Origin of the sequence: Sphingopyxis selenitireducens, from assembly GCF_051550705.1 — a bacterium.
Taxonomy (GTDB): Bacteria; Pseudomonadota; Alphaproteobacteria; order Sphingomonadales; family Sphingomonadaceae; genus Sphingopyxis.
Genome location: NZ_JBPULG010000005.1, coordinates 517,825 through 529,686 on the forward strand (window position 1 = coordinate 517,825; position 11,862 = coordinate 529,686).

Consider the following 11,862-nt stretch of genomic DNA (forward strand, 5'->3'; position numbering starts at 1 on the left):
GGCCTTTCCTCGCGATCACTCAAGAGCTGCCGTTCTACGGCTGATCGATCGGACCAGCTCAATGCGATCGATAGCGGAGCGTTTCGACGAGCAGCCTGAACGCCGGCGAGGCAAAGCGCCGGTTGGGATAGTAGAGGTGATATCCGGGCAGGTCTTCGGTCCACTTGTCCAAAATCCTGACGAGCGCACCGCGCTCGATGTCGGCAGCAACCTGATCAAGCGGCATGTACGCCAGCCCCAGCCCGTCGAGAGCTGCATCGCGGATTTGCGCGAGCGCATTGAATACCAGTTGCCCCTCCACCTGGACGCGAAGCGTTCGCCCGCGCTGGCGAAAGTTCCAGCGATAGAGCGTTCCCGATGTCGGGAGCCGCAAGTTGATGCATTGATGGCGAACCAGCTCGTCCGGTGTCGCCGCAGGAGCACAGCGGCTGAAGTAATTCGGCGACCCGACCACTGCCATCGGGATGTCCGGACCGATCCGAACCGCGATCATGTCCTTGTCGACCGATCCGCCGAGGCGGACCCCGGCGTCTAAACGCTCGGCCACGACGTCGGTCAGGCCGTAGTCGATGATGACTTCTATGTGGATGTCGGGATGTCCGGGAAGCAGCCGCGCAAGCGCGGGCCGCAATATCGTCGCTGCAGCATGCTCGACCGTCGTGATCCGGATATGCCCAGCGGGCTTGTCGCGATATTCGCTGAGCGCGTCGATACTGGCATCGAGATCGCGCAGCATCGGCGACAGCGTCTTCAGAATGCGTTCGCCGACTTCCGTCGGGGCAACACTGCGCGTCGTCCGCGATAGGAGACGAAGTCCGAGCCGCTCTTCGAGCCTCCGCACAACCTGGCTGACCGCCGACTGCGACAGGCCCAGCCGTGCCGCCGCCTTGGTGAAGCTCTGCTCCTCGGCAACTGCGACAAAGGCGGCAAGGTCGGCGATTTCTTCGCGGCGCATTCATCATCTCATTTCTAGGCTCATGCAGTTTTTAGCGTCTAATCGACTGAATGGCGAATCGCTAGATTGCCTGCAACGCCGCCCCCCGGCGGATCAGCAGGAGCGAACCGATGAGCAAGATCAGCTTCCCCAATTCGAACAATGGCGCGATCACCATGGCCGCCGTGATCGAAGTCCCCGAGGATTTCGACGAGAACCGCAAATACCCCGCTATCGTCGTGTCGCACCCCGGCGGCGGTGTGAAGGAACAGGCATCGGGCCTCTATGCGAAGAAGCTCGCCGGGCAGGGCTTCGTCGCCATCGCCTATGATGCGTCCTACCAGGGCGAGAGCACCGGCGAGCCGCGCCAGCTCGAAAACCCTTATGTCCGTACCGAGGATGTCAGCGCGGTGATCGATCATCTGACCACCCTGCTCTATGTCGACGCCGGCCGGATCGGCGCGATGGGGATTTGCGCCGGCGCTGGCTACACCGCCAATGCCGCGATCAACGACCAGCGCATCAAGGCCGTCGGGACGGTCAGCGCGGTCAACATTGGCTCGATGTTCCGCAACGGCTGGGAGAATAATATCCAGGACGCCGACGCTGCCCCGGTCATCGCGATGGGCGACGACGCCCGCAGCAAGGATGTGACCGGTGGAACCCCCGAAATATTCCCGCTCGCTCCGATGAAGGAAGAGGATGCGCCGAACGAGGAACTGCGCCAGGCGTGGGAATATTATCATACGCCGCGCGCTGAATATCCGACCGCGCCGGGCTATATGACCGCGCGCAGCCTGTCGCAGATCATCCCCTATGACGCCTATAACAAGGCCGAGGCCTTCCTGACCCAGCCGCTTCAGATCGTTGCGGGAAGCCAGGCCGGCAGCAAGTGGATGAGCGACGACCTGTTCCAGCGCGCCGCAAGCAGCGACAAGCATTTCCACATCGTCGAAGGCTCGAACCATATGCAGCTCTACGACGGCGAGAAGGAAGTGAACGAGGCGGTGTCGGTTCTCGCGCCCTTCTTCGCCGACCGGCTCGTCCTTGCAAACACCCCCGAAACCGAGGCCGCCGAATAGAATAATGAACTCGACCGGCTCCACCGACGCTTCGGCGGGTGGGGTCGGCCCCGCTCAGGAGGAAGGACCATGGAAACAATCAGCATCCGGAATCCCGGCATGACTTGGGATATCGCCGCAAATCTTCACTTCCCGCCGGATTTCGACGCAGCGAAGCGCTACCCGGCGATGGTGTCAAACCACCCTATCGGCAGTTGCAAGGAGCAAACGGCCGGTAACATCTATGGCGCGGCGCTCGCGAAGGCTGGCTTCGTCGTCATCGTGCCCGATGCCAGCTTTCAGGGCGGCAGCGGCGGCGAACCGCGCTGGATCGAAGACCCCGAGCAGCGGGTTAGGGATTATCGCGACGTCATCGATTATCTCCAGACGCTCCCCTATGTCGATCCCGACCGGATCGGCATCCTCGGCATCTGCGGCGGGGGCGGCTATTCGATCAAGGCCGCGATCATCGACAAGCGGATCAAGGCACTCGTCAGCATCACCGGCGTCAACTTCGGACGGCTCATGCGCGAAGGCTTCAGCAACTTCGATGCCGTGGGTGCGCTTGAAAACATGGCGGCACAGCGCACGGCCGAGAATGCAGGCGCCGACGACCGCATCGACATGTTCCTGCCGGCTAGCGTCGAACAGGGAAAAGCCGCGGGCATCACCGACATCGACGTGCTCGAGGCCACCGACTATTACCGCAACCGCTGCCCGGCCGAGGGCTCGGGGACACGGATGCTTTTCTCGCATGCCGCGCCTGCAATGGCCTGGGACGCCTTCGCCTTTGCCGACACGCTGCTGACCCAGCCAATGATGGTCGTGATCGGCGATAAGCCGGGCGGCTTCGGCGCCTATCGCGACGGCATGGAAATATATGGCCGCGCCGCGTCGAAGCAGAAGCTACTCGTCGTCATCGAGGGCTGGTCGCACTATGATCTCTACGACAAACCCGAACCGGTTGGGATCGCCATGGAAAAGATTCTACCTTTCCTGAGTGAGCATTTAGGCGGTGCGGTCACGACCCGAGAACCCGAATTGGCTGATTGAACATCTGTAACGCCGCGCTTCGGCGTGGCGGTGCTGGCCGTTAGCAGTCAGGCCGCTTTTGGAGAAACAGAGCGAAAAGCCGACCAAATTTTCTCGAGCCCGTTCCCGATCCAGCTACCGGCAAGCGCGACGGCAAATCACATAAAGCCGGACGGCCCACCGCCTTTTGACGATTTTTGATTTTCCCCGGCAAAGCAGGATTACGGCGCGTTTTCGGCTTCCCCACGCTAACAGCATTGCGGTGCAATACGGCTCGAAAATTGGAAGGATCGACGTTTGGAGAATCAAGCTGCCCTGGAAGTGGCCCGCGCTGCGGCCGCTCAATATCTTCGAGCACAGGGCTACATCCGTGAAGCCGACATGGCAGCTGGCGGAGACGGCGACGACTTCCAGGAAGTGCGCATAGCTGGCGCGATCTGGCGGATAATGAACCCTGCACCGGTGGCGCCCCCTCCTGCAAAGCGATACGGACGCCGGATCGTGGGAGAGGAATGCTAGAGGGTATCCATTTTTGACCGACAGCGGTCAGACCGCTTTCATGCCAGAATCCGAAGAAGCGGACTTTGGCTTTATGCGTCTCAGCCGCGGCATAGAACCATCCAAACTTCGGGCAGGTGACCCCCGCATGTCCTGCCGATTGTTGCTGCGAATTTTTGCATGACAAAGCGAGCTGCCCTCGTTCCACGCCAAATCTGATGCGGCGCGCAACGTGGCGCTAGTGAGTGCTCCAAACTCCTGCAACGGAGGCTTTCACGTACCGTGTGAATTCGCTTGCATCGCTGGGACTTCGAACTTACTTCAATTATTGAAGTCAAGAGAGTCGGATGCCATGAAACCAAAATCATTCGCCGGAATGCGCTGCTCGATCGCAGGCGCGCTCGAAGCGATCGGAGATCGTTGGGCGCTGCTGCTGATCCGCGACCTGTCACTGGGCCTCAGCCGATACGACGAACTGCGCGCCAGCACGGGCATTCCCGACGCCACCCTCGCCGCCCGCCTAAAGCATCTCGCCGCAGCGGGCATCGTCGAGCGCGTGCGCTATCAGGAGCGCCCCCCACGCGACGAATATCGCCTCACACCGAAAGGCCGCGACCTGTGGAAAGTCAGCGTCGCGCTTCGCGAATGGGGCGATCGCTGGGATGCCAGCGGATATGGCCAGCCGACGATGGAGATGGTCGATCGCGAGAGCGGACACTCGCTCGTTCTGGCGCTGGTCGATGCCGAGACCGGCCAACCGGTCCCGACCGCGCGCGTGCAGCTTCGTCCCGGCCCCGGCGCCGACGACATGGTGCGACGCCTACTTGAACCCAGCACAGGAGCTACCCAATGACGCAGCAAATCGACCTGTTTTACGACTTTCGCAGTCCATACGGATATCTGGCCTTCACCCAGCTGCGCGACATGGACGTCGCCATCAACCTGCGTCCGATGAAGATCCTGACGGTGATGGACAAGGTCGGCAATGTCCCGACGACGATCACCTGCGCGGCCAAGGGGCTCTATGCGCGCGCCGATCTCGGCCGCTGGGCGGCCCGTTATGGTGTGATGCTCAACCCGTCGAACATGCGCGATAATGATGGCGATGCCTGTTCGCGCGCGGTGCTCGCCGCGGCGTCGCCCGAAGAAGCGGACGCGATCACCCTCGCACTGTACCGCGCGTGCTGGAGCGAGGGAAAAACCCTCGCGACGATCGACGACATCCTCGCTGCGATCGGCGCGGCCGGGCTGGACACCGCTCCGATTGCAGCGCGCATCGACGCGCCGGACGTGGTCGCGCAGCTTGACGCCAATACCGAGGAAGCGGTCGAGCGCGGCGTGTTCGGCTCGCCCTCGGTCTTCGTCGGCGACACGTTATTCTTCGGCAACGACCGGCTGGATTTCGTGCGCGAGGAACTTGCGCGCCTGGAGACAGCAGCATGAGCAGCACCAAACCTCTCGCCCTTGTGACTGGGGTCGGCCCCGGAACCGGCGCATCGGTCGTCCGGCGGTTTGCCGAAGGCGGTTATCGCGTCGCGATGCTCGCGCGCGACGCCGACCGGCTCGCAGCGCTGGAAAAGGAAATTCCTGATACCATCGCTCTCCCCTGCGACGTGAGCGATGTCGATGCCCTCAAGCAGGCGATCGACAGTGTCGGCGCTCCGAAGGTCGTGGTGCATAATGCGGTCGGCGGCGCGTTCGGCACCTTTTCGCAGATCGAGGCGGAGGTCCTCCAGCGTAATTTCAACATCAACACGATGGCGCTTTTTCATCTCGCGCGGCTCACCACGCCTGCGATGATCGCTGCAGGCGAAGGCGCGCTGATCGTCACCGGCAATACCTCGGCGCAGCGCGGACGCGCCGCTTTCGCCGGATTCGCGCCGACCAAGGCGGCCCAGCGCATCCTCGCGGAATCGCTCGCGCGCGATCTCGGGCCGAAAGGTGTCCATGTTGCCTATCTGATCATCGACGCCGCGATCGATGTGCCGTGGCAGCGTGAGATGCAACCAAACAAGCCAGACGATTTCTTCATATCGCCAGCCTCGATCGCCGGCGAAGTCTTCCATCTCGCGCACCAGCCGCGCGACGCCTGGTCATTCCTTGCGGAAGTTCGCCCCTTCCACGAGCCTTGGTGAGGATGATGGACGCTGCCGACGCAAGCGGCCTCGATGGGCTGGCACAACTGAGGGCGTGGATCGAAAACGGCTCACAACCGCCAATGGGGTCCACCCTCGGTTTCAGACTGGTCGAGGTCGAGCGCGGCAAGGCTGTGTTCGAGGGACGTCCAGACCGCAGCGTCTATAATCCGCTCGGCTCGGTCCATGGCGGCTATGCCGCGACGCTGCTCGACAGCGCCTGCGGCGTTGCCGTCGCCTCGCAGCTCGGCCCCGACAAGGGCCACACGACGCTCGAGTTGAAGATCTCCTATCTGCGGGCGCTGACCGAGAATAGCGGCACGGTGCGAGCGGTTGGCCGCGTCATATCGCTGGGCAGCCGCGTCGGTTTTTCCGAAGCCACGCTTCACGACGGCGAGGGTCGTCTTTGCGCCACCGCGACCTCGACCCTGCTCGTCTTCGACGCGCGGCCGCATGTGCCGGGCCAGGGCACGATCGAACAAGGACAATGAGATGAAGGCTTTTGCCATCGACGCCTATAAGGGCGAGCTGTCGCTGCGCGATGTTCCCGATCCGGTGGCGGGGCCTGGACAGGTTGTGGTGGCCATCGCCGCCGCGAGCGTCAATCCGATCGACGTCAAATTGCGCGAGGGCGAGTTCAAGGCGCTCCTCCCGCACAAGATGCCCTTCATCCTCGGCAGCGACCTCGCCGGCACGGTGGTGGCGCTGGGCGCGGCCGCGCAGCGCTTCCGGATCGGCGACGAGGTCTATGCCTGCCCGAACAAGGACCGCATCGGCACTTTTGCCGAGCGGATCGCGATCGACGAAGCCGACCTGGCGCTCAAACCCCCAAGCCTGACCATGGCCGAGGCCGCAGCCTTGCCGCTCGTCGCGCTGACCGCGTGGCAGGCTCTGGTCGAACGCGCGAGGCTAGCGCCTGGGCAGAAAGTGCTGATCCACGCCGGCTCGGGCGGAGTCGGAACGGTCGCGATCCAGCTCGCGAAGCATCTCGGCGCCACCGTGGCAACGACCGCGGGCACCGACAATATCGCCATGGTGAAGAGCCTCGGCGCCGATGTCGCCATCGACTACCGGAAAGAGGATTTTTCCGAGAAGCTCCGCGACTATGACGTGGTCCTCAACACGCTCGGCCCGGACGTTCTCGAAAAGTCGCTCGCAGTCCTGAAGCCGGGCGGCAAGCTCATCTCGCTCTCCGGCCCGCCCGACGCGGCCTTCGCGCGCGACATCGGAGCGAACGTCGTCGTCCGGCTGGTGATGCGCCTCCTCAGCTTCAAGATCCGGCGCAAGGCCCGAAAACGCGGTGTGGATTACAGCTTCCTGTTCATGCGTGCCGAGGGCAACCAGCTGGCCGAGATCGCGACCCTCGTCGAGGCTGGCGCCATACGGCCCATATTCGACAGCATGTTCGCCTTCGCCGAAACCTCCGAAGCGATAGAGCGCGTGGCGTCAGGGCGCGCACGGGGAAAGGTGGTTATCGCGGTCACTGAAAATCCTCCGCAGATCCTGAAACCCGCGGCAGGGTGACAATTCCCCCGGACACAAGGGCCCTAGCCACCGAGGGTGGCAACGATGGATTGACAGCAGGCCGACTGATTCTGCTGGCGAGCCTGGCCGCGCTCGGCGCGCTTGCCACCAACATCATGCTGCCCGCCTTTCCCGACATGGCGCGTGCACTCGGAGCGTTGCCGCACGAACTGGCCTGGACGCTCTCGATCTTCTTCATCGTCTTCGCGCTCGGCCAGCTGATCGTCGGCCCCATGGCGGATGCCACCGGACGCGCGCCGTTCGTCCTTGGAGGGCTGGCGATCTTCGTCGTCGGCAGCCTGATTTGTGCGTTGGCGCCTTCGCTGCCCGTCATGCTCGCGGGCCGCGCCATCCAGGCGCTCGGCGCTTGCGCAGCTTCGGTGCTCGCCCGCGCCATCGCCCGCGACCTGTACCATGGTCCCGCGCTGACGCGCGCGCTCGCGCTGGTTATGATCGCGATGGCCGCCGCGCCCGGCTTTTCGCCGGCGCTCGGCACTGCCATGACATCGCTGCTCGGCTGGCGCAGCGTCTTTCTGCTCGTCGCCGGCGCGGGCGCGCTGGTCGCGGTTTGTTACTGGGTCAACGCAGGCGAGACCTTGCCCGCCGCGCAGCGGCGTTCGGCAAGGCCGGCAGCGATTGCGCAGACCTATGCCGGGCTCGCGCGCGATCCCCGATTTATCCGGCCTGCGCTTGCCGTGAGCCTCGTTATCGGCTGTCTCTACAGCTTCTTCGGGGCCGCGCCCGCGATCCTCATGGCCAATTTGGGATTCAGCGCCGCCGGGCTCAGCTTCTTTTTCGCCGCGACCGTCGCGGTCGTCTTCGGCAGCGGATTGATGACCGCCCGGCTGGTCCGGCGCTGGGGCGGACCGCGCGTCGCCATGGCGGGCATCCTGATCGCGCTGACGGGCGGTCTTTGGCTTCTCCTCCAGGGAGGCGCGCCGACGCAGATCCCGTTCATGGCGGCCGTGACCTTGTTTCTGGGCGGCATGGGCCTGGTCAATCCGGTGGCGACGGCGCTCGCCCTCGAGCCCTTCGGCGACCGCGCGGGCATCGCCTCGGCCTTGCTTGGCTTCCTGCAAATGGGATGCGCGGCGCTCGGCACCGCGCTGATCGGCGCGCTGCCGATCGGCACGGCGGCGGCCTATGCGCTCGTCGTTTGCGGCGGCACATTTCTTGCTGCCCTTATCTTCTATCCGGCGCTGCGCAATCGCTCCGACTTCGCAAGCGCGCCAATATCAAACACATGATTATGCCGCGCTTTTAATGGGAGGTGAGAGTGTTCAAGCGTTTGGTCGATTGGCTGCGTCGTCTGGAAGAAATAGGAACCATGGCGAGCCGGAGCGATGCCGAAATACTCGCCGCGGAAATCGATAGACTCCGTGAGCGCATTCGCGAGCTTGAGGCCAGAAACTGAGCCAATCGAACCTCGCCACGACCTGTGCTGCCGCATCAGCAGTCGAGCAAATCCGCGAGACCGGTGAGGCTGTCCGTCATCCAGTTCCACGTCTGCGCCGCGCCGGCATCGGGAGCCGGACGTCCTCCATATTCCTGCGGGCGGTCGATATAGGCCGTCATCAGCCCGCAGGCCCGCGCGGCGGCAAGATCGCTGTGATGTGCGGCGACGAGGCAAAGTTCTTCCGGAGCGATGCCGAGTATCCTCGCGGTACCGAGATAGGCTTCAGGGTCGGGCTTGTAGGTGCGCGTGACCTCGGCCCCGAGCAGCGCGTCCCACGGCAAGCCGGCGCGCCGCGCCATCGTCATCAGCAATTCGATATTTCCGTTGGAGAGCGTGACCATCGGAAAGCGCGACTTTAGCCGCGTTAACCCCGCAACCGCATCGGGCCACGGATCGAGCCGGTGCCATGCGCGCGTCCAGTCGCCGAGAAAATCTTCGCCGAGCCCCGCCGGGTCGATATCGACTGCGCGCAGCGTCTGCTCGAGCATTTCACGGTGCAACACATCGAGCGTCACGAACCCTCGCCCGGACTCACGAAAGGCGCGCATCACATCAATGTAGCGGAAGCGCCACGCGTCCGAGAAGCCCTCTGCATCGACATCGACCCGACCGACCCGTGCCAGAAATGCTGTGGTTTCGCGGATCACGCTGGTGCGCCAGTCAACCACGGTTCCGAACACGTCGAACGCCAGCGCCTTTGGCCGCAGCGCGTCGGTCACGCGACCCGCTCCAAAGCGGCCACAAGGATCTTGGCATTTGTCGAAGAAAGCCGAACCACAATCACAAATCCCCGCCAAAGGTTGTCGTTGCCGAATGAAGGATATCGTACCCTTCTTCACTATGGATCGCGGGTGCGATGATGCAAGAGCTCGCGGCTACCCTCCCCCAATTGTATCGCCACCGATTTCAGAGCCGCCGGCTCTGGCCGCCAGGAAATGGTCTGCTTGCGGACCCCGACCCAAGATAGCGGGGCCGAGAAGCTAGAAACTCGTCATTCTCATGGCGGTTATTGCGCGCACCGCCGTGAATGCCAATGGAACCTCAACCCATTGAAATCAGGTCGCCGCCTTTCCTATATCCTCGCCGCAGCCGATCGGGCTGCAACATCCTCAACTTGGCATGGAGAAGAAGATGTCCAGCACACATATCGAATATCTCCGGCGCGAGCATGCCCGCCTCGAAGCCGAAATCGACCGGGCAGCGCGCCAGCGCCGGCCCGACGAGGTGCTGATCGCGCGGCTCAAGAAGCTGAAGCGGGCGGTCAAGGACCAGATAACCGCGTGGAGCGGTGACATCAGCGGCAGCCGCTTCGCCTGACCTGTCACGGAGCCGCGCATCGCGGCTCCGTGTCTTCAGCTACCGTCGCCGTTTCCGCATCTGCGACGAGCTGCAATCCGGCGTCGGCGACATGTCTTGAAACCGGAAAACGGCTTACTAATTTTTTCTCCGGATGCCGGATTGTCCGGGTCTGCAGGACATGGAGAGCGCCGGCTTCGTGTACCGGCGCATCTCATGCCCGAATTGCTTCAATCAGGAGGATTTGGAAATGAGAACCGATTTTGACTTCACCCCCTACCGCCGCTCGACGGTGGGTTTCGACCATCTCTTCGACCTGCTCGAGAAAGGGCAGCGCAGCGAGACGTCCGACGGCTATCCCGCCTTCGACATCCTGCGCGAGGCCGACGACCGCTTCCGCGTTACGCTCGCGGTCCCGGGCTTCAAACCCGAGGAGATCGAGATCGTGGCGCAGCAGAACCAGCTGACCGTCATGGGCAAGCCTGCCGAAGACGATACCAACCGGACCTATCTGCATCGCGGCATCGCGCGCCGTGCCTTCGAACGGCGCTTCCAGCTCGCCGATTATATCGAGGTCGGCAGCGCGAGCTTCGCCGATGGTCTGCTCGCGATCGAGCTCAACCGGGTCATCCCCGAGGCAATGAAGCCGCGCAAGATCGAGATCGGCAACAGCACCGAACCGCGCCGGATCGGATCATCGAAGGAAAAGGCGCTCGAAAACGCCTGACGTGCTGCGGGACCGCTGTTTGACAGCGGCCCCGCTTTCTTATCTCTAGCGAAGCTGTCCGGCTAATCCGCCGGGCAGGCAAAAACGCCCTCGTCTCCCGCTAGTCGATTGCGCGGATGATATCGGCCGCGCGCCACTCGGCAGGGCCGATCAGCGCATCATGCGCGATCCGTAACGAGTGGAGCGCCGCCTCGATCTGGCGCCGCCACATCGCCAGGAAATCGAACAGCACCGGAAAGTCCGGCGGAAGATCATAATCCTGCCAGACGTACAGCTGGAGCAGCGAGGGATAATCGGGCCGGTAATAGTGGATTTCGGCCGTCGTCAGCCCATAGCCGTCCAGCTGCGCAATCAGGGCGCGGTCGGTCATGGCGCGCGCGCCTCACCGCCATCGAGCGAGCGGAGCGCCGCGAGCACATCGTCGACCGGCACGGCGCGGCGTGCGCCCGGCGGCTTGCGCAAGGCAGGCTTGTTGCGGACCGCAGAGTGGTCCGACGCCCAGGATGCCAGGAGTGCGCGCTTGACCTCGGGCTCGAGGCTCGGGTGACGCGCCACGTCGAAGGGGTGAAGAAAACGGGAAAATGGCTCGGACATGATCGTGCCTCCTTCCTTGTCGCCAATCCTTTCTCGTCGTGCGGCGAAACGCCGCAGGGACATATTTTGGAAAGCAAGCGAGTCGAGTCAAGAGCGGTCAGGCCGTTGATAAGGGACATTTGTTTCAGGCCAGAGCCGTCGTCAAAAAAATTTTTGCCAACCCTCTTGAAGCCAAAAAAATCGCTTCCTAGCTCTTCGGCGCCACGCGCCCCGGACAGGCGCGCCGGCTTATCATATCGTTATGCAACATGGAGGTTAATGCATGCATTTCCGTCCCTTGCACGACCGTGTGGTCGTCCGCCGCATCGAAGCCGAGGAGAAGACCTCGGGCGGCATCATCATTCCCGACACCGCCAAGGAAAAGCCGCAGGAAGGCGAAGTCGTCGCCGTCGGCCCGGGCACCCGCGCCGAGGACGGCAGCATCGCCGCGCTCGACGTTCAGGCCGGTGACCGGATCCTGTTCGGCAAATGGTCGGGCACCGAGGTCAAGATCGACGGCGAGGAACTGCTCATCATGAAGGAGAGCGACATCCTCGGCGTGATCGAGCAGACCGAGGCGCTCAAGCAGGCGGCTTGATCGGCCGCCATTTCTAAATTCAGCCAGT

Annotated in this window: 16 protein-coding genes; 12 read left to right on the forward strand and 4 right to left on the reverse strand. The window is 63.3% G+C overall.

Features of this window, described 5'->3' with window-relative positions:
• Positions 1-58: 58 nt before the first annotated feature.
• Entirely contained in the window at positions 59-955 is an 897-nt protein-coding gene (locus tag ACSYDV_RS18545) for a LysR family transcriptional regulator (protein ID WP_438325305.1), read from the reverse strand.
• 110 nt (positions 956-1,065) lie between these two features.
• Between ACSYDV_RS18545 and ACSYDV_RS18550 the strand changes: the two genes are divergently transcribed.
• The 9 genes from ACSYDV_RS18550 to ACSYDV_RS18590 all read left to right on the forward strand — a co-directional run bounded on the left by ACSYDV_RS18550 (position 1,066) and on the right by ACSYDV_RS18590 (position 8,598).
• Positions 1,066-2,016 carry an alpha/beta hydrolase gene (locus ACSYDV_RS18550; protein WP_438325306.1) on the forward strand — a complete coding sequence of 317 codons (951 nt, stop codon included), beginning with the start codon at positions 1,066-1,068 and terminating at the stop codon, positions 2,014-2,016.
• A 69-nt stretch (positions 2,017-2,085) separates the two neighbouring features.
• Positions 2,086-3,048: an alpha/beta hydrolase gene (locus tag ACSYDV_RS18555; protein WP_438325307.1), complete on the forward strand. Its 963-nt coding sequence runs from the start codon at positions 2,086-2,088 to the stop codon at positions 3,046-3,048.
• A gap of 829 nt (positions 3,049-3,877) precedes the next feature.
• Positions 3,878-4,378 (forward strand): winged helix-turn-helix transcriptional regulator, encoded by a 501-nt coding sequence (locus ACSYDV_RS18560; RefSeq protein ID WP_438325308.1) that lies wholly within the window; start codon positions 3,878-3,880, stop codon positions 4,376-4,378.
• Entirely contained in the window at positions 4,375-4,968 is a 594-nt protein-coding gene (locus ACSYDV_RS18565) for a 2-hydroxychromene-2-carboxylate isomerase (RefSeq protein WP_438325309.1), read from the forward strand. Before ACSYDV_RS18560 ends, ACSYDV_RS18565 begins: the two co-directional genes overlap by 4 nt.
• Positions 4,965-5,660 carry an SDR family NAD(P)-dependent oxidoreductase gene (locus ACSYDV_RS18570; protein ID WP_438325310.1) on the forward strand — a complete coding sequence of 232 codons (696 nt, stop codon included), beginning with the start codon at positions 4,965-4,967 and terminating at the stop codon, positions 5,658-5,660. The genes ACSYDV_RS18565 and ACSYDV_RS18570 overlap by 4 nt, the downstream gene beginning before the upstream one ends.
• 5 nt (positions 5,661-5,665) lie before the next feature.
• Positions 5,666-6,151 (forward strand): PaaI family thioesterase, encoded by a 486-nt coding sequence (locus ACSYDV_RS18575; RefSeq protein ID WP_438325311.1) that lies wholly within the window; start codon positions 5,666-5,668, stop codon positions 6,149-6,151.
• Position 6,152: 1 nt separating this feature from the next.
• Entirely contained in the window at positions 6,153-7,184 is a 1,032-nt protein-coding gene (locus ACSYDV_RS18580; RefSeq protein WP_438325312.1) for an NADP-dependent oxidoreductase, read from the forward strand.
• A 50-nt stretch (positions 7,185-7,234) separates the two neighbouring features.
• The gene (locus ACSYDV_RS18585) at positions 7,235-8,431 is read left to right on the forward strand and encodes a multidrug effflux MFS transporter (protein ID WP_438325313.1); all 1,197 of its coding nucleotides are present in this window, start codon (positions 7,235-7,237) and stop codon (positions 8,429-8,431) included.
• Positions 8,432-8,460: 29 nt separating this feature from the next.
• A complete protein-coding gene (locus ACSYDV_RS18590) occupies positions 8,461-8,598 on the forward strand; it encodes a hypothetical protein (RefSeq protein ID WP_438325314.1) in 138 nt (45 codons plus the stop codon).
• A 35-nt stretch (positions 8,599-8,633) separates the two neighbouring features.
• Here the strand turns inward: ACSYDV_RS18590 and ACSYDV_RS18595 are convergent, their stop codons facing one another.
• The gene (locus ACSYDV_RS18595; RefSeq protein WP_438325315.1) at positions 8,634-9,359 is read right to left on the reverse strand and encodes a haloacid dehalogenase type II; all 726 of its coding nucleotides are present in this window, start codon (positions 9,357-9,359) and stop codon (positions 8,634-8,636) included.
• 412 nt (positions 9,360-9,771) lie between these two features.
• On the opposite strand from ACSYDV_RS18595, the gene ACSYDV_RS18600 reads away from it, so the two are divergent.
• Both ACSYDV_RS18600 and ACSYDV_RS18605 read left to right on the forward strand, forming a co-directional pair.
• Positions 9,772-9,957 carry a YdcH family protein gene (locus ACSYDV_RS18600; RefSeq protein ID WP_438325316.1) on the forward strand — a complete coding sequence of 62 codons (186 nt, stop codon included), beginning with the start codon at positions 9,772-9,774 and terminating at the stop codon, positions 9,955-9,957.
• 229 nt (positions 9,958-10,186) lie between these two features.
• Positions 10,187-10,663: an Hsp20 family protein gene (locus ACSYDV_RS18605; RefSeq protein WP_438325317.1), complete on the forward strand. Its 477-nt coding sequence runs from the start codon at positions 10,187-10,189 to the stop codon at positions 10,661-10,663.
• Between the two features lie 100 nt (positions 10,664-10,763).
• Here the strand turns inward: ACSYDV_RS18605 and ACSYDV_RS18610 are convergent, their stop codons facing one another.
• Both ACSYDV_RS18610 and ACSYDV_RS18615 read right to left on the reverse strand, forming a co-directional pair.
• Complete coding sequence (locus ACSYDV_RS18610) at positions 10,764-11,033, reverse strand: usg protein (protein ID WP_438325319.1); 270 nt, start codon at positions 11,031-11,033, stop codon at positions 10,764-10,766.
• Positions 11,030-11,257, reverse strand: a complete 228-nt coding sequence (locus tag ACSYDV_RS18615; RefSeq protein WP_058538762.1) for a hypothetical protein — start codon at positions 11,255-11,257, stop codon at positions 11,030-11,032. Before ACSYDV_RS18615 ends, ACSYDV_RS18610 begins: the two co-directional genes overlap by 4 nt.
• Positions 11,258-11,519: 262 nt before the next feature.
• Here ACSYDV_RS18615 and groES point away from each other — a divergent pair, with 262 nt between their 5' ends.
• Entirely contained in the window at positions 11,520-11,834 is a 315-nt protein-coding gene (groES, locus tag ACSYDV_RS18620; RefSeq protein WP_438325321.1) for a co-chaperone GroES, read from the forward strand.
• The last annotated feature ends 28 nt before the right edge of the window (positions 11,835-11,862 follow it).